The sequence below is a fragment of the Mycobacterium sp. SA01 genome, assembly GCF_041287105.1.
GTDB lineage: Bacteria > Actinomycetota > Actinomycetes > Mycobacteriales > Mycobacteriaceae > Mycobacterium.
The window spans coordinates 362,029-384,921 of sequence record NZ_JBGGNO010000019.1; the positions used below are offsets into that span (position 1 = coordinate 362,029).

Genomic DNA, 22,893 nt, shown 5'->3' on the forward strand with positions numbered 1-22,893 from the left:
GATCCGATGAGCCGGTTCAGCCCGCTGACGCGGCGCTGGTTCACGGGCACGTTCGCCGAGCCGACCGCAGCGCAGGCGCGGGCCTGGTCAGCGATCGCCGACGGGGACAACACCCTGGTCATCGCCCCGACCGGGTCCGGTAAGACGCTGGCGGCGTTTCTGTGGGCGATCGACCAGCTGGCCCAGGCGCCGGTCCGGGACGGCACCCGGGTGCTGTATGTCTCCCCGCTCAAAGCCCTGGCCGTCGACGTCGAACGCAACCTGCGCACCCCGCTGACTGGTATCACCCGGATCGCCGAACGCGACGGTGTGCCCGCCCCGCAGATCAGCGTCGGCGTCCGCTCCGGCGACACCACGCCCGCCCGCCGACGCGAGCTCATCACCAAGCCTCCCGACATCTTGATCACCACCCCGGAATCGCTGTTCCTGATGCTGACTTCGGCGGCTCGGGAGACGCTGACCGGTATCGAGACGGTGATCATCGACGAGGTGCACGCGGTGGCCGCCACCAAGCGCGGCGCGCACCTGGCGGTGTCCCTGGAGCGCCTTGATGCGCTGCTGGAGAAACCGGCCCAGCGTATCGGGCTCTCGGCGACGGTCAGTCCGCCGGAGGAAGTGGCCCGGTTCCTGTCCGGTGCCAGGCCGACGACCATCGTCGCGCCGCCGGCCGCCAAGACGTTCGAGTTGACCGTGCAGGTGCCGGTGCCCGACATGGCCAACCTGGAGAACAACACCATCTGGCCCGATGTCGAGGCGCGCATCGTCGACCTCATCGAGGGCCACAACTCGACCATCGTGTTCGCCAACTCCCGCCGTCTCGCCGAGCGGCTCACCGCACGGATCAACGAGATTCATGCCGAACGCTCCGGAGTCGAACTGGATGCGCCGCCCAACCGCCAGGTGCCCGGCGGACCACCGGCGCACATCATGGGCAGCGGCCAGACCTACGGGGCAGAGCCGCTGCTGGCCCGCGCACACCACGGCTCGGTATCCAAGGAGCAGCGCGCCGCGGTCGAGGACGATCTCAAGAGCGGACGACTCAAGTCCGTTGTGGCGACGTCGAGCCTGGAACTCGGAATCGACATGGGTGCAGTCGATCTGGTGATCCAGGTGGAAGCCCCACCGTCAGTGGCCAGCGGATTGCAGCGCGTCGGGCGGGCCGGACACCAGGTCGGTGAGATCTCCCGCGGTGTGCTGTTCCCCAAGCACCGGACCGACCTGATCGGCTGCGCGGTCAGCGTGCAGCGCATGCTCGCCGGCCAGATCGAAACCATGCGGGTACCCACCAATCCGCTCGACGTACTGGCCCAGCACACCGTGGCCGCATGCGCCCTGGAGCCGGTCAGTGCCGACGAGTGGTTCGACGTCGTCCGGCGCAGTGCACCGTTTGCCACGTTGCCGCGCAGCGCTTTCGAGGCAACCCTGGATCTGCTGTCGGGCAAGTATCCCTCGACGGATTTCGCCGAGCTGCGACCGCGACTGATCTACGACCGCGACAACGGCACACTGACCGCTCGTCCCGGCGCCCAACGGCTCGCGGTCACCTCCGGGGGCGCCATCCCCGACCGCGGAATGTTCACCGTGTATCTGGCCTCTGATTCCGAAAAGCCCTCGCGGGTCGGTGAACTCGATGAAGAGATGGTGTACGAGTCGCGCCCCGGCGATGTCATCTCGCTGGGCGCGACCAGCTGGCGGATCACCGAGATCACCCACGACCGGGTGCTGGTCATCCCGGCACCGGGCCAACCGGCGCGGTTGCCGTTCTGGCGCGGCGACGACGCGGGCCGACCCGCCGAACTCGGCCAGGCGATCGGCAAATTCACCGGCGAGCTGGCCGGGATGGGCCGTGTCGATTTCGAAAAGCGATGCAATGAATTGGGTTTCGCCGATTATGCCACCGACAACCTGTGGCAGCTGCTCGACGATCAGCGTAACGCCACCGCCACCGTACCCAGCGACACCACCCTTTTGGTCGAGCGCTTCCGCGACGAGCTCGGCGACTGGCGGGTGGTGCTGCACTCCCCCTACGGCCTGAAGGTGCACGGTCCGCTGGCGCTGGCGGTCAGCCGCCGGCTGCTGGAGCGGTACGGCATCGACGAGAAACCCACCGCCTCCGACGACGGCATCGTGGTGCGGTTGCCGGACACCGAGGACGCCCCACCCGGCGCCGACCTGTTCGTCTTCGCCCCTGACGAAATCGAGCCCCTGGTCACCACCGAGGTGGGCGGTTCCGCGCTGTTCGCGTCGCGGTTCCGGGAGTGTGCAGCGCGGGCGCTGCTGCTACCCCGACGCCATCCCGGTAAGCGTTCGCCGCTGTGGCACCAGCGACAGCGGGCGGCCCAATTGCTCGATGTGGCACGCAAATACCCCGACTTCCCGATCGTGCTGGAGGCGGTGCGCGAATGCCTGCAGGACGTCTATGACGTTCCGACGCTGACCGACCTGATGAGCCGCATCGCCCAGCGCCGGGTGCGACTCGTGGAAGTCGAGACTCCGATGCCGTCACCGTTCGCGGCGTCACTGATGTTCGGCTACGTCGGCGCGTTCATGTACGAGGGCGACAGCCCGCTGGCCGAGCGCCGCGCGGCCGCTCTGTCGCTGGACAGCACCCTCCTAGCTGAGTTGCTCGGCCGCGTCGAACTCCGGGAGCTGCTCGACCCCGACGTCATTGCCGCGACATCCCGTCAGCTGCAACATCTTTCCGAGGACCGCAAGGCCCGGGACGCCGAAGGAGTAGCGGACCTGCTGCGCCTGCTCGGCCCGCTGACCGAGGCAGAGGTCGCCGAGCGCTGCACCGCCAGCGATGTCGGCGCGTGGCTGGACGGACTCCACGCCGCCAGGCGCGCGCTGCCGCTGTCGTACGCCGGGCAGTCCTGGTGGGCAGGCATCGAGGACATCGGCCGCCTGCGCGACGCGGTCGGCGTCGCCGTGCCCGTCGGAGTGCCGACAAGTTTCACCGAGGCGGTGCCCGACCCACTCGGGGAGTTGATGGGCCGCTTCGCCCGCACCCGCGGCCCGTTCACCACCGCCGAGGCCGCGGCCCGGTTCGGCCTCGGACTGCGAGTCGCCGCCGACATGCTGGGCCGGATGTCGGTGGACGGCAAGCTGGTTCGTGGCGAGTTCGTTGCCGCGCCAGACGCTGACCAGTGGTGTGACGCCGAGGTGCTGCGCATTCTGCGGCGCCGCTCACTGGCGGCGCTCCGGGCGCAGGTCGAACCGGTCAGCACGGCGGCCTATGCCCGCTTCCTGCCCGCGTGGCAGCAGGTCGGCAGCTCGGCCACGTCGGGAGTGGACGGCCTGGCGAGCGTCATCGACCAGCTGGCCGGGGTGCCGATCCCCGCATCGGCGGTCGAACCGCTGGTGTTCGGCCCGCGGGTGCGCGACTACCAGCCGGCGATGCTCGACGAGCTGCTGGCCTCCGGTGAGGTCACCTGGTCAGGGGCCGGATCGATCTCGGGCAGCGACGGCTGGATCACGTTCCACCACGCGGATACCGCACCGCTGACGCTCGCGACTCCCGCCGAGATCGACTTCACCGACGCGCACCGCGCGATCCTCGAGGTCCTGGGCGAGCCCGGCGAGGCGCGCGGCGCGTTCTTCTTCCGGCAGCTGGTCGGCGGTTCGGAGGAAACCGCCAAAGCCGCTCTGTGGGATCTGATCTGGGCCGGCTGGGTCACCGGGGACACGTTCGCGCCGGTGCGCGCCATGCTGGCGGGCGGCCGTAGGCCCGGTACGCGTCGTCCCGCCGCACCGGCACACCGACAGCGCCGCGCGCCGCGATTGAGCCGCTACTCGGTGGCGCACGCCCAAGCCCGCCCGGTGGATTCGACGGTCGCCGGTCGGTGGTCGGCGGTGCCGGCTCGCGAGCCGGATTCAACTGTGCGCGCGCACTTCTCAGCCGAGCTGTTGCTGAGCCGCCACGGTGTGCTGACCAAGGGCGCGGCAGCTGCCGAGGGGGTGCCAGGCGGGTTCGCCACGATGTACAAGGTGCTGACCGGTTTCGAGGAAGCCGGGCGATGCCAGCGCGGCTATTTCGTCGAGTCGCTCGGCGGAGCGCAGTTCGCGGTCGCGTCGACGGTCGACCGGCTGCGGACCTATCTCGACGGCGTGGATCCGGAGCGGCCCGACTATCGCGCGGTCGTGCTGGCGGCCGCCGATCCGGCCAACCCGTATGGCGCGGCACTGCCGTGGCCGGCCCGCCCGGACGCCGACGCCAGCCATCGGCCGGGGCGCAAAGCCGGCGCACTGGTCATTCTGGTGGACGGCGCGCTGGTGTGGTTCCTCGAGCGCGGCGGACGATCGCTGCTGAACTTCAGCACCGACGATGAAGCGCAGCGCGCCGCGGCGGGAACGCTGGCCGAACTCGTCAGCAGTGGCCGCATCAGCGGTGTGCTGGTCGAAAAGCTGGACGGTGTACCCGTTTTGGAAGCCGGTGCACACGCCGACCGGAAAGCCACCGCCGACGCACTGGTGGACGCCGGGTTCTCCCGCACACCCCGCGGGCTGCGCTTGCGCTGAGGTTGTTGGGATCGGTAGCTCACCGGTTGTCGCTGCACTGTGGACGGCGCCGGCAGCGAGTGCCGATCTCGAGTTCAGGTGCAGACCGGGATGTTGGGGGGCTGCGGCCGCCTCGATCTCCACGGGAGCGCGCGACAACAGTGGCAGCTTCGCGGACGCGTTCAAACCCCGCGACCGCCGGTAGTGGGATCAGGGGATCGGCCGTGCGCGGTGGTGCCGCGTCGGCCCTTCCCCGGCGGGGAGACGGCTGCGCCTGGAGCGCTGCATGCCGCCCCCAGTAGGAAGCCACCAAAATGTCTTTCACCACAACCACGTCCACGTCGGACAGCGCATGGTCACCCGGCGTTTACGAGTTCGCGCCCGCCGATGTGTTGCCCGACGCCGTCGTGCTCACCGCCGCCAGCCAGGGCGCAGCGGTTGAAGGTGATGCGCACGTCGTCCGGGTCGCCGTCATCGCCGACGACGACGCCCAGGTCACCGCCGAAGGCGAGGCCCTCGACGACGCCGAACCCGATTTGGACGAAAGGGTCTGCTACACAGCGAAAATCAGTCAGTTGATCAAGCTGTCGCGGGAACAGTTCCTGCAGGCCGGAACACCGGAGCAGCTGTCGGCGTCGGTGTCGCGGGCGCTCACCATCACAAGCCGACCAGCTGTTCCTGGCGGCACCGGACCCCCAACCCCGGCAACGCCCCCAGCATCGGCCTGCTCAACACGGCGAGCGTCGTGGACGGCGGCGAAATCGACGGCTCCCTCGACGGCCTCGTCGACCTGCTCGCCCACCTGGAGGCCAGCCGCTCCCGGCCATCCGGCATTGTGCTGGATCCGTTCGCGTGGGCGTCGCTGCGGAAGCTGACGATCGGAATCGACTACAACGCAACACTGCTGGGTGCGGGCACCAACGACGCCACCCCGATGCTGCTGGGCGTGCCTGTCACGGTCTGCCCCGAAAAATGACGCCGCACAGCGGTGTGGTGGTCGACCGCACCGCCATCGTCAGCGCCGTCGGCCAGGTCGAGGTGTCCACCGACGAGTCCGTGTATTTCGCCTCGGATTGTGTTGCCATTCGGGGCATCTGGCGTCTCGGGTATGTGGTGACCCGATCCGAGCGGCTTGGCAGATTTACAGTCGCGGGCGGCGGCAGTTAGCAGAGGACATCGCACAGAACACCGGACTGCTGATGCCGCATTGTTGAACTAGCGAGGATGTAGTCGTCTCCGTAACCCGATAACGAAGGCAGCCGCTGATCTTTGGTGGCCGTTTTTTCCGAGCTGCCACCCTCATCCCCAAATTCACAGCCAATTGCCAGGATATCCATGGGAGCATGCGCTCGGAGGGTTTACTCAGACCAGGGACCGCGCATGACGATTGCACTAGTGGCCCGCTGGAGTGACCCGAACACCGACTACAACGCGGCGGACTACCTGATATGAACCACATTCAAGTCGAGCTCCTGAACCATACGGCGTGGTGGCAGCTTTGGCTACCGGTTCTTACAGCGTTCATCGTCGCGGCCGTCGCCTTTGCCGGCGTTGTCAAAAGCAATCGCACCAACCGTATGGCGATATCCGCTGCGGATCAGCGGAGCAAAGACGAGATGAGAGAGTCGCGCGACAGGGACTTCCGTCAGTGGCGGCGGGACAATCTGAGGCAGATCGGGACAGAGACGGTACGGATTGCCATCAGGACACTGGATCATCTCAACACGGCCACCACGGAGGAGGACGATCCGACCGATGATCTTTTTCAGAAGAAGTGGCTCAAGGCGCTCGAACCCGTCCGTAGTTGGGGTGCAGATATCGAGGCGAACAGTCCCGCGCTGCGCATGATCGATGCAGATGATGCGGCGAAAGCCTGTCGCGAACTCGCACAGGTAGTTACACGCGCCGGGGTATCCGGAGAACCACACGCTTACAGCGCAATGCTGAATGCCAAACGCATCGCAGCCAAGACCCTCAATCGCCGCATATCGGAGCAAGCGGATCAGAATGAGATCGAGGGTGTGAGGGCGCTGATACAAGCCCATGAAGCACAGCTCGAACAGGCCAAGAAGGCGTATTTCGACCTCATCGAGACAATCGTGTCTGCACAGATCAATTTTGAGCGGGCGATCCTAAGCGAACTCGACAGCAATAACGTTGGAAGCCAAACAGCCACACAACCGAGCGAGCTCGGCAGTGAGCCGAGCTAACGACCGTGCCACAGGGGAACCCTCCCCCTTCCCCTCCCAAGCCCACGGCACGGACTGCTTTTTTACCTGCCGTCAGATCCACCATTCTTGGGACCCCCAAGGTGGATCACAGGTCGGCGTAGCTGGGGTCCGCCCTAGTGCGGGCGTGGCGGACCACAGCATGTCCGGGCGCGCGCTTTGCGTTGCGGCACCACCCGGATTGCGCGTGAGGCCAGCATGAACGGTGCCCATCGATGGCATGACGGGGACCTATAGGGGCCGAATGTCCCGATTCCGGGTCGGCGTATTCGCGCTGTGCCCCGCAGTGCGCGTCCATTCGATTCGCGCGACGAACTCCGACGAAGCCGGACTACCAGGGCGTACTCTCCATTCGTAATGCAATTCGCGGAAGCGCGGAAAGGGATATCGCCTGTGCCTGACCAGGCCTCCGATAAGCGACTTGAGCTCGCATACGACGCTGCCCAGAAAAAGCTGGCGATGCAGGACACCACCCTCAGCAACGTGCGAACGCGGGCAAATACGTTGCTTGCGACTGCCGCGCTCTTCACTTCCTTTTCAGCGGGCGTCGGGTTGATCAACTCCGACCCAAGCAAGGGGCCGGTGCTCTCTTCCTGTGCGGGCTCTGCGCTGCTAATAATCGTGATCCTGCTAGGTGCGTGTGTGTTCTACGTGAGTTGGCCAGCGAAGGGATGGCACTTCGTGCCCTCCGCGTCCATCATCATGAAGAAGTATCGGGCCAGCGAGACCGAAGAAGCGATCCGCATTTTTGTCACCGATGCAATGATCAAGGGCAGCACAGAAAATCAGCCCAAACTCGACCGAAGGCAGAAGGCGTTCCGTGCTGCGATATTTCTGCTCGTTGTCGAAGTCGCCTTGTTGGTATGGCTTTTCATCGTGAGGTAGGACGCGAGATATGACAGACCATTGGGATAACTTCGACGATAACGTCAAGGATGACGTCGAACATCGATCGAAAGATGAAGCTGCGCAACAGGAACGTCGCGACGAACCGAGACCAGAATCCCGCGAAGACCGGGACCGCGACGGAAAGGACCGTTAAGGCCGATGGCTGACACATTGATTTTGAGTTTCGGGGTAGGCCATGACTGACCCCTGGGACAACAGGAAACGTCCCGCCAAGAAGGCCGCTCCGGCCAAGAAAGCGGCTCCGGCCAAGAAGGCCGCTCCGGCCAAGAAAGCGGCTCCGGCCAAGAAAGCGGCTCCGGCCAAGAAAGCGGCTCCGGCCAAGAAGGCCGCTCCGGCCAAGAAGGCCGCTCCGGCCAAGAAAGCGGCTCCGGCCAAGAAGGCCGCTCCGGCCAAGAAAGCGGCTCCGGCCAAGAAGGCCGCTCGGGCCAAGAAAGCGGCTCCGGCGAAGAAGGCTCCGGCCAAGAAAGCTCCGGCCAAGAAAGGTAGACGTTAGCCCAAACGTGCGAAGCCGTAGAGGGCCGTCACCCAGATGACGGATATGCGAGTGGGTTATCGTCCCTATAACTCCACCCTCAGGCAGCTCTGGTCGAATGGTGAGGCCGATCCATCTCCGGTGCGTAGCACCACCGCCGCTCTGTCATCTCCGGCGGATTCCGCCGAACGAACGCGGACCATTGAGTGCCATGAGCGCACCTGCTCGCTGGTACCCGGACTGGTATCGGCGAGAAGAGGCGGGTGCAGATCCGCTCGACGGACGTGCTGTTCTCGACCTCCGGGTGCGAGACGTGGCACAAGGTCGGCGACTAGGGAACGGAACCGCATGAGACGAGGGAGGTTGTTATGACCTTGAATTGGAAGAAGGTGCCTGCAGCATGGATAGCTGGTGACGGCGACCTCTACAGTGACCGCGCCTCGTATGTCATCTTCCAGACCGGCAAGCCGTCTGGGTACGAGTTATGGGTTTGGTCGGGGCCAGCAGAGCGTCCGCTCGGGGCGATGTGGGCAGATTTGCGCTCGATGAAGCGCGCGCGGCGTCTCGCTTGGTACCGGCTACTTGGTGATGCCAAGAAAGCAGCGACGGCGTTTGATTCGACTGGGGAATTTCCTACACGGCAGTCGTCTTAGGCGTGTTGCCCGAAATTTGCGGACGGCACGGTCATCTGGACCTCACCGTCGGGCGTACCTACATCACGAAACCTGGCGGCGCGCTGTTCTTTCCGCAGCTCTTCCCGCAGACTGCAGAGCTGAAGCTGACCCAGGCTCCGACGCAAACTCAGCCCGGACGCGGTGTGATGATGCCGGCCCGCCGCCGGACCCGCGCCCAGGATCGGGCCGATCGGATCCGCTGGGAACGCGGACTCAACGAGGCGAGAGCCGCCGCCCATCCGCCGCCCTTCTAGGCTGGAACCATGCCCGAAGGCGACACCGTCTTCCGCACCGCGGCCAACCTGCGCGAGGCGCTGGTCGGTAAGACGCTGACCCGGTGCGATATCCGCGTGCCGCGCTACGCCACCGTGGACCTCGCCGGCCACACCGTCGACGAGGTGATCAGTCGCGGCAAGCACCTGTTCATCCGGGTGGGCCCGGCCAGCATCCACTCGCACCTGAAGATGGACGGCGCATGGCGGGTCGGCCCGACGGGTAAACCCATCCGCAACGCCTACAAGATCCGAATCGCCCTGGAAGTCGGCGATATTCAAGCGCTGGGCATCGACTTGGGCATCCTGGAGATCCTCGACCGCGAACGCGACGAAGATGCCGTCGCCCACCTGGGCCCTGACCTGCTCGGCGACGACTGGGACCCCAAAGTGGCGGCAGCGAACCTGGCCGAAGACCCCGACCGTCCCATCGCACCGGCACTGCTGGATCAGCGCAACCTCGCAGGCGTCGGCAACGTCTACGCCAACGAACTCTGCTTCGTGTTCGGCCGACTCCCCACCAGTCCCGTCAGCAGCCTCTCCGATCCGCTGCGGGTGGTCACCCGAGCGCGAGACATGTTGTGGGCGAACCGAACACGGGTGAATCGCACCACCACCGGAAACCGCCGAGGCGGCCAGGACCTCTGGGTCTACGGTCGGGCCGGTGAGCCGTGCCGCCGCTGCGGCACCCCGATCCGCCGCGCGGAGTCCTCCGACGACGACCGCATCACGTACTGGTGTCCGTCGTGCCAGCGGTGACCGGGTCGGACGGCGGGTGAGTGATTTTCGCGATCTCGTCGGCGACCAGTTCGTCGAGGCTGTTGATCGTGGCGCGGTCCATCCGGATCGACCTTATCTCGGCGGCGCGGTACAGCGTCGACTCAACCGGTCCGCGGCCGTTGGGATAGACCAGCGCTACCACCACCCCGGTACCGGCATCGAGCGCGCCACCCACTTCACGTTGCAACCCGATGCGCAGCTCATGCTCGGCGAACGCGCCCACCAGAGCGCCTGCCGCGCCCCCCACCACGACGGCGAGGCCTACTGGTGGCAGGAACAGGCCGAACAGGATCCCCAGCCCGGCGCCCATACCGAGGGCCACCCGGCCGTGCCGATTGTGCGCCTCCAAGACGTGCGGCTGTCCTTCGGCGTCCTTCGTGACCAAGGCCGCAGCTCGCAATTCCAAGCCGTTTTTGATCCGCTTCTCCAGCTCATGGAAGTCGGTGGCGGCCCGCTCGACGTCAGGGTATGCGGCTACCAGCACCAACTCATGATCGTCGTCCATACCTCGAGCGTCGCGCGGTTCACAGCGAACCACCAGGGACCGAAGGTCACCACCCCGAGGGCATTGGTCCCTTCAGCGCACGCCCGCTGAGCTCACGAAAGACCTCGGCTCGCCGGACAGCGGATCGACGAACTCCAGCCGCTGCGCCACCAGCTGCAGCGGGGCGGAAAAATCGTCGGCCGCCACCTCGAGGATCCGCGGGTAGAGCGGGTCGTTGTCGATCGGCAAACCCAGCGACGCCATGTGTACCCGCAACTGATGCGTGCGCCCGGTCCGCGGGCTCAGCCGATACCAACCCTCCTCCAGCGCCTCCACCAACGTCTCGGCATTCGGCTCGCCCGGCTCCTCCACAGCCTGTAACACACCGCGCCGCTTGATGATTCGGCTGCGCAGCATCACCGGGAGCTCCACACGCGGTGGCGCCGAGGAGCGCGCCACGTACGTCTTCGACACCTCGCCCCGCGCGAACAACGTCTGATACGCCCCGCGAACCTCACGCCGCACGGTGAACAGCAACACCCCGGCGGTCAGCCGGTCCAGCCGATGCGCCGGACTCAACTCGGGCAGATCGAGCGAACGACGCAGCCGCACCAACGCCGTCTGCGCGACATGCCCGCCACGCGGCATGGTGGCCAGGAAGTGCGGCTTGTCGACCACCACGATGTCGTCGTCGCGGTAGAGCACCGAAATGTCGAACGGCACCACCACCTCGTCGGGCAGCTCCCGATACAGGTACACGTGCGCGCCGAGCGGTAACACCGTCGACAACGAGATCACCGCGCCGGAGGCGTCGACCACCTCGCCGTCGCGCACCTTCGCCAGCCCGTCCGGCCCGAACCGGCGAACGAACTCGTCGGCCACATTGCCGCCCTGCAACCGCACCCGCGCCGGCCCGAGTCCGTCGCGCACCGGCAAGGGAGCGGGTCGCCTCAAGGCCCGGTCAATTCAAGGGCACCGGCTCGAGGATCTCGGCCCGGGCCTCGGGTGCCGACACCCGCAGGGCATCGGCGGACTCGTCGTCGGGCTGAGCCTGCGAAAGGACCTCGGCCTCCACCCGCGCCAGATAGGTGTCCACCTCGCGGTCGATATCGTCCTGACTCCAGCCGAGTATCGGGGCGACCACCTCGGCGACCTCGCGGGCACAGTCCACGCCGCGGTGCGGATACTCGATCGAGATCCGCATCCGCCGGGCCAGGATGTCCTCCAGGTGCAATGCCCCTTCGGCGGCCGCCGCGTAGGCGGCCTCCACCTTCAGATAGACCGGCGCATCGGTGATCGGATCGAGCAACTCCGGCTTGTCGGCGGCCAGCGCCAGCACATCGCCGATCAGCGAGCCGTACCGGTCCAGCAGGTGCCGCACCCGGTACGGATGCAGCCCGTAGCCGGCGCCCACGCTCTGGGTCTGGTTGACCAGCGCGAAGTACCCGTCCGCGCCCATCAACGGCACCTTCTCCGTGATCGACGGCGCCACCCGCGCCGGGATGTACTCGGCGGCGGCGTCCACCGCGTCCTCGGCCATCACCCGATACGTGGTGTACTTGCCGCCCGCGATGGCGACCAGGCCCGGTGATGGCACCGCGACCGCGTGCTCGCGGGACAGCTTGGACGTCTCTTCGCTCTCCCCCGCCAGCAGCGGCCGCAGCCCGGCGTACACCCCGTCGATGTCGTCGTGCGTGAGCGGCGTGGCCAGCACCGTGTTGACGTGCCCCAGGATGTAGTCGATGTCGGCCTTCGTCGCGGCCGGGTGCGCCAGGTCGAGGTTCCAGTCGGTGTCGGTGGTGCCGATGATCCAGTGGGTGCCCCACGGGATCACGAACAGCACCGACTTCTCGGTACGCAGGATGATCGCCACCTCGGACACGATCCGGTCCCGGGGCACCACGACGTGCACACCCTTGGATGCCCGCACCCGAAACCGGCCGCGCTCCTTGCTCAATGCCTGGATCTCGTCGGTCCACACCCCGGTGGCGTTGATCACGACATGACCGCGGACGTCCTCGACCGCACCGTCTTCGGAGTCCCGGATCGTCACCCCGACCACCCGGTCGCCCTCGCGGAGCAGCGAGACCACCTGGGTCGAGGTGCGCACCACCGCGCCGTAGTGCGCGGCGGTGCGGGCAACCGTCATGGTGTGCCGGGCGTCGTCGACGACGGTGTCGTAGTAGCGGATCCCGCCGATCAGCGAGCTCCGTTTGAGCCCCGGCGCCAGTCGCAGCGCACCGGACTTCGTCAAATGCTTTTGCGCCGGAACGGATTTCGCTCCGCCGAGCTGGTCGTAGAGGAAAATGCCCGCCGCGATGTACGGCCGCTCCCAGACCCTCTTGGTCAGCGGGAACAGAAACGGCAGCGGTTTGACCAGATGCGGCGCCAGCGTGGTCAGCGACAGTTCACGCTCGTGCAGTGCCTCACGGACCAGGCCGAACTCCAGCTGCTCGAGGTAGCGCAGACCGCCGTGGAACATCTTCGAACTGCGGCTCGACGTTCCCGAGGCGAAATCGCGCGCCTCGACCAACGCCACTTTGAGCCCGCGGGTCGCGGCATCCAGTGCGCAGCCCGCACCGACCACACCGCCACCGATGACGACGACGTCGAACTGTTCGCTGCCCAGCCGTTCCCAGGCGTGCGCACGCTCGGTTGGTCCGAGATAGGTCTGACCGGTGCCCGGTCGAAGGATCGGGTCGCTCATGACCTCAGGCTAGTCGAGATCGTCGTGGGCCATCAGGCGGCGCGCAGCCTCGACGATCGACCCGGACAGTGACGGGTACACCGACAGCGTCTGCGCCAGATCGGTCACCGAGATGCGGTTTTGCACCGCCAGGGCGATCGGCAGGATCAGTTCGGAGGCGATCGGCGCGACCACCACACCGCCGATGACGACGCCGGTGGCAGGCCGGCAGAAGATCTTGACGAAGCCGCGCTTGAGCAGCGACATCTTGGCGCGGGCGTTGGTCGTCAGCGGCAGCATCAGGGTCCTGGCCGGCACCGATCCGCTGTCGATCGCGGTTTGCGGCACGCCGACGGCGGCGATCTCGGGTCGGGTGAACGTGGCCGAGGCGACCGTCCGCAGCCGGATCGGGGCCACCCCCTCACCCAGCGCGTGGTACATCGCGATCCGGCCCTGCATGGCCGCGACCGACGCCAGCAGCAGCAGGCCGGTGCAGTCGCCGGCGGCGTAGATCCCGGCCGCCGAGGTCCGCGACACCCGGTCCACCGGGATGTAGTTGCCGGGGCCGAGTTCGATGCCGACCCGCTCCAGGCCCAGGCCCGACGTGTTCGGCACCGATCCGACGGTCATCAGGGCGTGGCTGCCCTCGACGACCCGGCCGTCGGCCATTGTGACGGTTACTCCGGTGCCGGTGCTGACCACCGAGTCGGCCCTGGCGTTCTTGACCAGCGTCACGCCGCGCTCGGCGAAGGTCTCCTCCAGCACGGCCGCGGCGTCGCTGTCCTCGTGCGGCAGGATCTGGTCACGGCTGGCGACGACGGTGACGTCGACGCCGAGCTCGGTGTAGGCGTTGCAGAACTCGGCACCGGTGACGCCGGAGCCGACGATCACCAGATGTTCGGGCAGCTCGGGCAGGTCGTAGAGCTGGCGCCAGGTCAGAATCCGCTTGCCGTCGGGCACCGCGTTGGGCAGCACGCGGGGGCTGGCGCCGGTGGCGATCAGCACGACGTCGGCCTTGAGCACCCCGACCTGGCCGGAGGTGGTGGTGACCTTGACCCGGTGGTGTGCCATGCCGGGGACCGCGTCGATCAGCTCACCGTGACCCTGCACGACGTTGACCTTCTCGCGCAGCAACTGGGTGCCGATATCGGCGGACTGCGAGCGGGCCAGGGTCTTGACGCGGTTGTTGATGTCGGGCAGCGAGATCTTGGCATCGTCGATGCCGATTTCGAATCCCAGGCCCGAGGCGCGGCGCAGTTCGGTGCGAACCCCGGTCGAGGCGATGAACGTCTTGGACGGCACGCAGTCGAAGAGCACGCAGGCTCCGCCGATGCCGTCGGAGTCCACCACGGTGACCTCGGCGACCTCCCGGCCGCGACCCGCGGCGACCAGTGCCGCCTCGTAGCCGGCCGGCCCCCCACCGATGATCACGATCCGCGTCGTCACCCGGACAAGGCTAGTTGACCCAGTCCCTGCGCTCCCGGCGAGCGGACGCTCTAGGCTTTCCCCGTGCCGCTCTACGCCGCTTACGGATCCAACATGCATCCCGAGCAGATGCTGGAGCGTGCGCCGCACTCGCCGATGGCCGGAACCGGCTGGCTGCACGGCTGGCGGCTGACCTTCGCCGGGGAGGACATCGGCTGGGAGGGCGCGCTGGCGACCCTGGTCGAGGACCCCGACTCCAAGGTGTTCGTGGTGCTCTACGACATGACCCCGGCCGACGAGGCGAACCTGGACCGCTGGGAAGGCTCCGAGCTCGGCTTCCACAAGAAGATCAGATGTCGCATCGAATGCGAATCGACGGACACCACAACCGATCCCGTGCTCGCCTGGCTCTACGTGCTGGACGCCTGGGAGGGCGGGCTACCGTCGGCGCGCTACATCGGTGTGATGGCCGACGCCGCCGAGATCGCCGGCGCGCCGGAGGAGTACGTCCACGACCTGCGCACCCGGCCCGCGAGCAACGTCGGCCCGGGGCATGGCAGCGGCTAGCCCCGCACGAAGTCCCAAGCGTCGGAAACGATCTCGTCGATCGACGAGTGTTGCGGCTTCCAGCCGAGTTCGGTGATGGCCTTTTCACTGGAGGCGATCAGCACGGCCGGGTCGCCGGGCCTGCGCTCGACATCACGCGCCGCTATCGAGACGCCGGTTACCCGCTCACAGCTGGCGATCACCTCGCGGACCGAGAAGCCGGTGCCGTTGCCCAGGTTGTAGATCTGATGTTCGCCGGGCTTCGAGTTCTGCAGCGCCAGCAGGTGCGCGTCGGCCAGATCGCGAACATGGATGTAGTCGCGAATGCAGGTGCCATCCGGCGTCGGCCAGTCGTTGCCGAACACCAGGATCTCCTGGCGCTGCCCGGTGGCGACCTGCAGCACCAGTGGAATCAGGTGCGACTCGACCGGGTGGCGCTCACCCAGTCCGGCGTACGCCCCGGCGATGTTGAAGTAACGCAGGCTGGTCGCAGCCAGCCCGTGCGCGATGGCGTACGACGTGATCGCATGGTCGATAGCCAGCTTCGTGGCGCCGTAGGCACTGGTCGGCTTGGTCGCCGCGTCCTCGGTGATCGGCACCGACTCGGGCTCGCCGTAGGTGGCCGCCGTCGAGGAGAACACCAACCGCGGCACACCGGCAAGGCGGATCGCCTCCAGCAAGTGCAGCGTCTTGATGACATTGCCGTCCCAGTACCGCTCCGGCGCCTCGACCGACTCGCCCACCATGATTTTCGCGGCGAAGTGCAGAACGCCGTCAAACGATCCGTCGCCGAGCAGTTCCGGTGCGACATCGACCATGTCGGCCTCGACGAACCGCGCGCCGGACGGCACCGCGTCGGCGTTGCCCGTCGACAGGTCGTCGACGACGACGACCTCGTGCCCCTGCTCAACCAGCACCTGGGCACATACGCTGCCGACGTAGCCCGCGCCGCCAGTGACCAAAAGCTTCATCAATACCCCGCGGACTGCTCGACGATGTTGACCAGAACTCGAACCCCTACTGCAAGTGCCCGCTCGTCGAGGTCGAACGTCGGCTGGTGCAGGTCCAGCTGCGGTCCGCGCCCGCTCCACACCCCGAGCCGTGCCATCGCGCCGGGCACCTCCTCCAGATACCAGGAGAAGTCCTCGCCGCCGCCGGACTGACGGGTGTCGGCGAGCGCGTCGGGAGCCACCGCCTCGATGGCGTGCGTCATGATCTGGGTCGAGCGCTCCTCGTTGACCACCGGCGGCACGCCGCGATGGTAATGCAACGTGTGTTCGATGCCCAGCGGAGCCAACAGTCCCGAAACGATCTCCTGCACAAGGCTTTCCATGCCGACCCAGGTCTCGCGGCTGGCGGTCCGCACCGTGCCCGCAAGCGATCCGGACTGCGGGATCGCGTTGGCCGCGACACCGGCATTGGCCGCACCCCAGACCATGACGGTCGAATGCCGCGGATCGACGCGCCGGGACAGCACCCCGGGCAGCCCGGTGATCAGCGTGCCCATCCCGTAGACCAGATCCGAGGTCAGGTGCGGCCGCGACGTGTGGCCGCCCGGCGACGTCAGGGTGATCTCGATCGAGTCCGCCGCCGACGTGATCGGTCCCGGGATGACCGCGACCCGGCCCACGGCGAGGCGGGGATCGCAGTGCAGCGCGAAGATTCGCGAAACGCCCACCAGCGCACCGGCGGCGATCGCGTCGATCGCGCCGCCCGGCATCAGCTCCTCGGCGGCCTGGAAGATCAGTCGGACACCCACCGGCAGTTCGGGCACCGACGCCAGCGCGGTCGCGGCGCCGATCAGCATCGCGGTGTGCGCGTCGTGCCCGCACGCGTGCGCGATGTTCGGCATGGTCGAGCTGTACGGCGCGCCGGTCCGCTCGGCCATCGGCAGCGCGTCCATGTCCGCGCGCAACGCAATCCGCGGCGCATGCTCGGGCCCGAAGTCGCACGTCAGTCCGGTCCCGCCGGGCAGCACCTTCGGGTTGAGCCCGGCCTCGACCAGCCGGTCGGCGACGAACTGCGTGGTGGCGAACTCCTGGCGACCGAGTTCGGGGTACCGGTGGATGTGGCGGCGCCACTGCACCAGATCGTCGAAATGGCTGGCCAACCAGGACTCGGTCGTATCCGCGATACTCATGCCCGCACCCCCCGACGATCCCGCAGCTCCAGCACCCGATCGCGCTCGGCAGTCGTCTGCGCCAACCGAACGACGCTGCGCGCCAACATGATTGCACCCTCGGTGACGGCGCGGTCACCGCTGGGGCCCGCCGCGGCGACGGTGAAGCCCGGCTGGTGGATCACCGCGCCGCCGGATTCGATGCCGACCACCGGGTGGATGCCCGGAAGCAGCTGCGTCACATTGCCCATGTCGGTGCTCCCCAGCGGCATGGCAGCCTCCACCTCGGCGGGCACCGGTGTGCGACCCATCGTGATCATCTCGTCGCGGAACACCTCGGCCAGCCAGCGATCCGGGGTCAGCTCGGCGTACGGCGGCGCGGCTTCGGCGATCTCGTGTTCGCATCCGGTCGCGACCGCACCCGCCGCGAAGCAGCCGCGCATCCTGGCCTCCAATTCCTGCAGCGATTCGGTGGCGGGAGCCCGCATCGTGTACTGCAACCGGGCCCGGCCGGGGATGATGTTCGTGGCCGACCCGCCCTCGGTGACGATGCCATGGGTGAGCTGACCGGGCGCCATCTGCTGGCGCAGCAAGCCGATCGCCACCTGCGCGACGGTCACCGCGTCGGCGGCGTTGACACCCAGATGCGGCGCGACGGCCGCGTGCGACTCCCGGCCGGTGTAGGTGACGATCACCTCGGAGAGCGCCAGCGAGCGCGCCGCGGCGATATCGATCGGCCCCGGATGCAGCATGACGGCCGCGGCGACGTCGTCGAACACCCCGGCCTCGATCAGCAGGGCCTTGCCCCCGCCGGACTCCTCGGCGGGGGTGCCGATCAGGGCGACGGTGAGCCCGAGTTCGTCGGCCACCTCGGCCAGCGCCAGGGCGGTGCCGACCGCGGACGCCGCGATGATGTTGTGTCCACACGCGTGGCCGATGCCGGGCAGCGCGTCGTACTCGGCGCAGATCCCGATCACCAGTGGTCCCGACCCGAAATCGGCGCGGAACGCGGTGTCCAATCCGCCCGCCGCCGGGGTGATCTCGAACCCGCGCTCGGCCACCAGCGCCTGCGCCTTGGCGCAGCTGCGGTGCTCGTCGAAGGCGAGTTCGGGCTCGGCGTGGATGGCGTGCGAGAGCGCGATCAAATCGCCACCACGAGCCGCGACCACGTCTTCGACGCGGGTCGACGCTGTGGCTGTGGGCATCAACGCAGTATCGCATTCACGACTAGGCTCGCTGGCTGTGAGTCCAGACGCCGAGCATGCCGCAGCGGTGATCGCCGAGCACAGCGGCGTACCCCGGCACGACGTCGCCGTGGTCCTCGGATCGGGGTGGGCGCCGGCGGCCGCGGCGCTGGGGACGCCCGTCGCCGAGATCCCGATGTCGACGATCCCCGGCTTCACGCCGCCGTCGGCGCTGGGCCATCGCGGCCGGGTGCTGTCGGTGCCGGTCGGTTCGCACAACGTGCTGGTGCTGCTGGGCCGCATCCACGCCTACGAGGGTCATGACCTGCGCACGATCGTCCATCCCGTGCGTACCGCACGGGCGGCGGGCGCCCAGGTCGTGGTGCTGACCAACGCCGCGGGCGGCCTGCGACCCGAGTATCAGGTCGGCCAGCCGGTGCTGATCGCCGACCATCTGAACCTCACCGCCCGCTCACCGCTGGTCGGGGCGCAGTTCGTCGACCTGGTGGACGCATACTCCCCGCGGCTGCGCGCACTGGCGCGCGAGGTCGACCCGAGCCTTGCCGAGGGCGTGTATGCCGGGGTGCCTGGTCCGCACTACGAGACGCCGGCCGAGATCCGGATGCTCCGGACGCTGGGCGCCGACCTGGTCGGGATGTCGACGGTGCACGAGACCATCGCCGCACGGGCCGCAGGCGCCGAGGTGCTGGGGTTGTCGCTGGTGACGAACCTGGCCGCCGGGATGACCGGCGAGCCGCTCAGTCACGACGAGGTTCTGGCCGCCGGCCGAGCGTCGGCCACCGCGATGGGCTCGCTGCTGGCGTCGGTGCTGGGGCGCCTGTAGGCCAGCCGCACGAATCCGCGGGCCAGCATCGGTGCGGCGAACAACATCAGCAAGACCCGCAGCACCTGCGCGGCGATGATGAACGTGACGTTGGAGCCGGTCTCCACCGCGGTGGCCAATACGGCGTAGATACCGCCCGGACTGGTGGCCAGATAGCCGTCGAGCAGGCTGACGCCGGTGATCCTGGACAGTGCCACGCCGAGGCCCGCGGTGGCGACGTTGAGCAGCACGATCAATCCGAGCGCGGTGGGCAGCAGGCGTTCGATCGCCCGCAGCGATTCGCGGGTGAACGCCACCCCGGCCTGCCAGCCGATCAGCATGTAGGACACCGACACCAGCACCGCCGGTACGGCCAGCCCGAAGGACACCCCACTGAGTTCGGCCACGATCGTCACCGCCATCGGACCGAGCAGCCCCGACCCGGGCAGCCGGGCCAACCGGCCCGCCAGCGCTCCGACGACCACCAGCGCGACGATCATCCCCAGGCTCAGATACCAAGGTGCTGAATGGGATTGGGTGTCCTGCGCGGCGTTGGCGGAGCGCTCGGCGTGATACACGAGGGTGACGACGACGGGCATCGACGCGGTGATCACCGCGACGCGCAGATACTGGACGACGGCGACGACACGATCGTCGCCGCCGAGTTCGCGCGCGATCGCCACAAGTCCCGACGCTCCCCCGGCGACCAGGGCCAGCGCGCCGGTCAGAGCGCTGATGTCACGGCGCAGGCCGAGCAGTGCGCCGGCGCCGATGCTGAGAAGCAACGTGATCACGCCGACCCCGAGGACCGCAGGCCAGTTCGGCCCAAGGGCCGACAGCGCGTCGGAATGCACCATGGTGCCGATGTAGACACCGAGCACGCCCTGGGCGGCCAGGCCCGCGCGGCGCGGCACGCTCGTGGGCGCCAACCGGGCGATCGCCAGCACGATGCCGACCAGCAGGGCGGCGAACAGCGCGGCGGACGGCACGCCGAAGCGGTCCAATGGCACGGTGACCCCAATCGTGACGATCACCAGCAACATCCACCGCATAATGACAAGTATGCCCTTGCATATTGTCGGACGCCACCAGCGTTTCACGCGATATCACTCACTAACTAGCAAGGTATAACTTGTAATATGACCGTAAGCATCGCACCGTCGGAAGCGGCTACCGAGCTGCGGGAGGCCATGATGGCGCTGGCCCGTCAGCTTCGCAGGCATCGACCCGACAACGGGCTGACGCTCAGCCAGCTCGAGCTTCTCGGCGACGTGAGCCGCGCGGGGGTGACCACGCCCGCCGAGATCGCCGCCCGCCTGCAGGTTCGGGTGCAGTCACTGACCGACGGCATCAACGAGCTCGAGTCGCGCGGACTGCTGTCCCGTCGTCCGGACGACACCGACCGCCGCCGACAGCTCGTCGAGCTCACCGGGGACGGATTGGAGCTGCTGTCGCGCGACCGGGCCCAGCGCGACGCGTGGCTGCAGGACATGATGCGTAGCCAGCTCTCCGAGCTGGAGTTCAATCTGTTGATGCTCACCGCACCGGTCCTGCGCAAGCTCGCCTCGTGACTGAAGAGGACTGGATCGCCCACGATCCCGATCCGGTCACGGCCGCCGAGCTGGCCGCCCTGGATCCCGGCGAACGCGCCGCCCGGTTCGCCCGGCCGCTGACGTTCGGCACCGCGGGTCTGCGCGGCCCGGTGCGCGGCGGCCCGGACTCGATGAACCTCGCCGTCGTGGTGCGCGCCACCTGGGCGGTGGGCCGCGTGCTGACCGAGCGCGGCTTCAGTGGTTGCACGGTCGTGGTGGGCCGAGACGCCCGGCACGGGTCGGCTCAGTTCGCCAGCGCTGCCGCGGAAGTGTTTGCCGCTCAGGGATTTTCGGTGATCACATGGGAGCATCCGGTGCCGACGCCGGTCGTCGCGTTCGCGGTCCGGCACAGTGGCGCTGCCGCCGGGGTTCAGATCACGGCCTCACACAATCCGCGGACCGATAACGGCTACAAGGTCTATTTCGAGGGCGGGCTGCAGATCGTCTCCCCCGTCGACCGGGAGATCGAAGCGGCGATCACCACAGCACCGGCGGCCGACGAGATCCCGCGGCGGCCCGTGCCCCCTGCCGGCGACACGCTGGTCGACGCGTACGTAGCCCGTGCGGCAACCGTGCGACGGGGCACCAGCGGCAATCCACGAGTGGCGCTGACGGCCATGCACGGCGTCGGCGGTGAGCTCGCCCTGCGGGCCCTGCATGCGGCCGGGTTCGACGATGTGCACACGGTGGCAAGCCAATTCGCCCCGGATCCGGACTTTCCCACGGTCGCCTTCCCCAACCCCGAGGAACCGGGCGCGGCCGACGCGCTGCTGCAGCTGGCGGATCAGATCGGCGCCGACATCGCCATCGCGCTGGATCCCGATGCCGACCGTTGCGCCGTCGGCATCCCCGCTCCCGACGGGTGGCGCATGCTGTCCGGCGACGAAACGGGTTGGCTGCTGGGCGATTACATCCTGTCGACCCTTGCCGCCGCGGATGCCGCGACCAGTGTGGTGGCCAGCAGCGTGGTGTCGTCTGCACTTCTCGGCAAGATCGCCGCCGAATACGGCGCCCGGCACGTCGTGACGCTGACCGGGTTCAAATGGCTGGCCCGTGCCGACGCCGGGCTGACCGGGTGCAGCCTGGTCTACGCCTACGAGGAAGCCATCGGTCATTGCGTCGACCCGGCCGCGGTGCGGGACAAGGACGGCATCAGTGCCGCGGTGCTGGCCTGCGATCTGGTGGCACACGTTGCCGCCCAGGGCATGTCGATCACCGATGCCCTCGACTCGCTGGCCCGGCGTCACGGCGTACACACCACCGCAGCCCTGTCGCGGCGGGTGGCCGACGCCGACGAGGCGGCGGCGATGATGAATCGCCTGCGCCGAGACCCGCCCGCCGAACTCGCGGGCTTCGCGGTCGCAGCCACGGCGGACGGCGACGCGGTGTTCCTCGCCGGCGGCGATCAGCAGACCACGGTGCGGGTGGTGGTCCGCCCCTCGGGGACGGAGCCGAAAGTCAAGTGCTACACCGAAGTCGGCGAAGCCGTCGGCGCCGATCTGGCCGCGGCCCGTGGGCGCGCGGCCGCCGTGCAGCAGCAGCTGCTGGCGAGCGCACGCAGCTGGTAGTCAGCGCGGGCCGAACTGGCGGTCACCGGCATCGCCGAGACCGGGCACGATGTAGGCGACGTCGTTGAGGCCGTCGTCGATGGTCGCGGTGAACAGCCGCGCCGATGGCGCGACTTTCGCCACCGCCGCAATGCCTTCCGGCGCGCACACCACGCACACCAGGGTGACGTCACGCGCGCCGCGCTGGTGCAGCAGTCCGATGGTGTGCGCCATCGAGCCACCGGTCGCCAGCATCGGGTCGAGCACCATGACCGGTTGGGCGCTCAGGTCGTCCGGCAGCGACTCCAGGTACGGCGTCGGCTGATGCGTCGTCTCGTTTCGGGCCACCCCGACGAAACCCACCTTCGCTTCGGGAATCAGCGCATGCGCCTGGTCGACCATCCCCAGCCCGGCCCGCAGCACCGGCACCAGCAGCGGCGGGGAGGCCAGCCGTGAGCCGAACGTTTCGGCGACGGGAGTGCGGACGGTGATCTCGGCGCACGCCGCATCGCGGGTGGCCTCATAGACCAGCATGTGGGTCAGGTCGCGCAGCGCGGAGCGGAAAGCCGCGTTGTCGGTGCGCTCATCACGCAGGGTGGTCAGCCGTGCTCTGGCCAGCGGGTGATCGATGACGCAGACATCCATGCGCAGAGAC

Annotated in this window: 21 protein-coding genes; 12 read left to right on the top strand and 9 right to left on the bottom strand. The window is 68.0% G+C overall.

The window, feature by feature from the left end:
• The first annotated feature begins 6 nt into the window (after positions 1–6).
• From AB4879_RS17725 to nei2, 8 genes are all read left to right on the top strand, one after another.
• Positions 7–4,518, top strand: coding sequence for an ATP-dependent helicase (locus tag AB4879_RS17725; protein WP_370508837.1), 4,512 nt, complete (start codon positions 7–9; stop codon positions 4,516–4,518).
• A 724-nt stretch (positions 4,519–5,242) separates the two neighbouring features.
• A complete protein-coding gene (locus AB4879_RS17730; protein ID WP_370508626.1) occupies positions 5,243–5,473 on the top strand; it encodes a hypothetical protein in 231 nt (76 codons plus the stop codon).
• Positions 5,470–5,664, top strand: coding sequence for a hypothetical protein (locus AB4879_RS17735; RefSeq protein ID WP_370508627.1), 195 nt, complete (start codon positions 5,470–5,472; stop codon positions 5,662–5,664). Before AB4879_RS17730 ends, AB4879_RS17735 begins: the two co-directional genes overlap by 4 nt.
• A 281-nt stretch (positions 5,665–5,945) precedes the next feature.
• Positions 5,946–6,707, top strand: a complete 762-nt coding sequence (locus AB4879_RS17740; RefSeq protein WP_370508628.1) for a hypothetical protein — start codon at positions 5,946–5,948, stop codon at positions 6,705–6,707.
• Between the two features lie 411 nt (positions 6,708–7,118).
• Positions 7,119–7,610 (top strand): hypothetical protein, encoded by a 492-nt coding sequence (locus tag AB4879_RS17745; protein ID WP_370508629.1) that lies wholly within the window; start codon positions 7,119–7,121, stop codon positions 7,608–7,610.
• A 199-nt stretch (positions 7,611–7,809) separates the two neighbouring features.
• Positions 7,810–8,127 carry a hypothetical protein gene (locus AB4879_RS17750; protein WP_370508630.1) on the top strand — a complete coding sequence of 106 codons (318 nt, stop codon included), beginning with the start codon at positions 7,810–7,812 and terminating at the stop codon, positions 8,125–8,127.
• Positions 8,128–8,761: 634 nt separating this feature from the next.
• Positions 8,762–9,034: a hypothetical protein gene (locus AB4879_RS17755; protein WP_370508631.1), complete on the top strand. Its 273-nt coding sequence runs from the start codon at positions 8,762–8,764 to the stop codon at positions 9,032–9,034.
• Between the two features lie 9 nt (positions 9,035–9,043).
• Positions 9,044–9,811, top strand: coding sequence for an endonuclease VIII Nei2 (gene nei2 / locus AB4879_RS17760; protein WP_370508632.1), 768 nt, complete (start codon positions 9,044–9,046; stop codon positions 9,809–9,811).
• Here nei2 and AB4879_RS17765 read toward each other — a convergent pair.
• The 4 genes from AB4879_RS17765 to AB4879_RS17780 all read right to left on the bottom strand — a co-directional run bounded on the left by AB4879_RS17765 (position 9,780) and on the right by AB4879_RS17780 (position 14,448).
• Positions 9,780–10,337 carry a DUF1269 domain-containing protein gene (locus tag AB4879_RS17765; RefSeq protein WP_102808548.1) on the bottom strand — a complete coding sequence of 186 codons (558 nt, stop codon included), beginning with the start codon at positions 10,335–10,337 and terminating at the stop codon, positions 9,780–9,782. The genes nei2 and AB4879_RS17765 overlap by 32 nt on opposite strands.
• 72 nt (positions 10,338–10,409) lie before the next feature.
• Positions 10,410–11,270 (bottom strand): pseudouridine synthase, encoded by an 861-nt coding sequence (locus AB4879_RS17770; RefSeq protein WP_370508633.1) that lies wholly within the window; start codon positions 11,268–11,270, stop codon positions 10,410–10,412.
• A 7-nt stretch (positions 11,271–11,277) separates the two neighbouring features.
• The gene (locus tag AB4879_RS17775; protein WP_102808546.1) at positions 11,278–13,023 is read right to left on the bottom strand and encodes a glycerol-3-phosphate dehydrogenase/oxidase; all 1,746 of its coding nucleotides are present in this window, start codon (positions 13,021–13,023) and stop codon (positions 11,278–11,280) included.
• Positions 13,024–13,032: 9 nt separating this feature from the next.
• On the bottom strand, positions 13,033–14,448 hold the full coding sequence (locus AB4879_RS17780; RefSeq protein WP_102808545.1) for an NAD(P)H-quinone dehydrogenase: 1,416 nt from the start codon (positions 14,446–14,448) through the stop codon (positions 13,033–13,035).
• Positions 14,449–14,511: 63 nt separating this feature from the next.
• Here AB4879_RS17780 and AB4879_RS17785 point away from each other — a divergent pair, with 63 nt between their 5' ends.
• Positions 14,512–14,994 (top strand): gamma-glutamylcyclotransferase, encoded by a 483-nt coding sequence (locus AB4879_RS17785; protein WP_036340427.1) that lies wholly within the window; start codon positions 14,512–14,514, stop codon positions 14,992–14,994.
• On the opposite strand, the gene galE is transcribed toward AB4879_RS17785, so the two are convergent.
• The 3 genes from galE to AB4879_RS17800 are packed head-to-tail and all read right to left on the bottom strand — an operon-like array spanning position 14,991 to position 18,297.
• On the bottom strand, positions 14,991–15,944 hold the full coding sequence (gene galE / locus AB4879_RS17790; protein WP_102808543.1) for a UDP-glucose 4-epimerase GalE: 954 nt from the start codon (positions 15,942–15,944) through the stop codon (positions 14,991–14,993). The genes AB4879_RS17785 and galE overlap by 4 nt on opposite strands.
• On the bottom strand, positions 15,944–17,113 hold the full coding sequence (locus tag AB4879_RS17795) for an amidohydrolase (protein WP_102808542.1): 1,170 nt from the start codon (positions 17,111–17,113) through the stop codon (positions 15,944–15,946). Before AB4879_RS17795 ends, galE begins: the two co-directional genes overlap by 1 nt.
• Positions 17,110–18,297 carry a M20 family metallopeptidase gene (locus AB4879_RS17800; protein WP_370508634.1) on the bottom strand — a complete coding sequence of 396 codons (1,188 nt, stop codon included), beginning with the start codon at positions 18,295–18,297 and terminating at the stop codon, positions 17,110–17,112. The genes AB4879_RS17795 and AB4879_RS17800 overlap by 4 nt, the downstream gene beginning before the upstream one ends.
• A gap of 31 nt (positions 18,298–18,328) precedes the next feature.
• Between AB4879_RS17800 and AB4879_RS17805 the strand changes: the two genes are divergently transcribed.
• Entirely contained in the window at positions 18,329–19,120 is a 792-nt protein-coding gene (locus tag AB4879_RS17805) for a purine-nucleoside phosphorylase (protein ID WP_370508838.1), read from the top strand.
• Here AB4879_RS17805 and AB4879_RS17810 read toward each other — a convergent pair.
• The gene (locus AB4879_RS17810; protein WP_370508635.1) at positions 19,039–20,151 is read right to left on the bottom strand and encodes an AbrB family transcriptional regulator; all 1,113 of its coding nucleotides are present in this window, start codon (positions 20,149–20,151) and stop codon (positions 19,039–19,041) included. The genes AB4879_RS17805 and AB4879_RS17810 overlap by 82 nt on opposite strands.
• An 87-nt stretch (positions 20,152–20,238) precedes the next feature.
• Here AB4879_RS17810 and AB4879_RS17815 point away from each other — a divergent pair, with 87 nt between their 5' ends.
• A complete protein-coding gene (locus AB4879_RS17815; RefSeq protein ID WP_370508636.1) occupies positions 20,239–20,670 on the top strand; it encodes a MarR family winged helix-turn-helix transcriptional regulator in 432 nt (143 codons plus the stop codon).
• Entirely contained in the window at positions 20,667–22,259 is a 1,593-nt protein-coding gene (locus AB4879_RS17820; protein ID WP_370508637.1) for a phospho-sugar mutase, read from the top strand. Before AB4879_RS17815 ends, AB4879_RS17820 begins: the two co-directional genes overlap by 4 nt.
• Here AB4879_RS17820 and upp read toward each other — a convergent pair whose 3' ends face one another.
• Positions 22,260–22,883, bottom strand: coding sequence for a uracil phosphoribosyltransferase (upp, locus tag AB4879_RS17825; protein ID WP_370508638.1), 624 nt, complete (start codon positions 22,881–22,883; stop codon positions 22,260–22,262).
• Positions 22,884–22,893 lie beyond the last annotated feature (10 nt).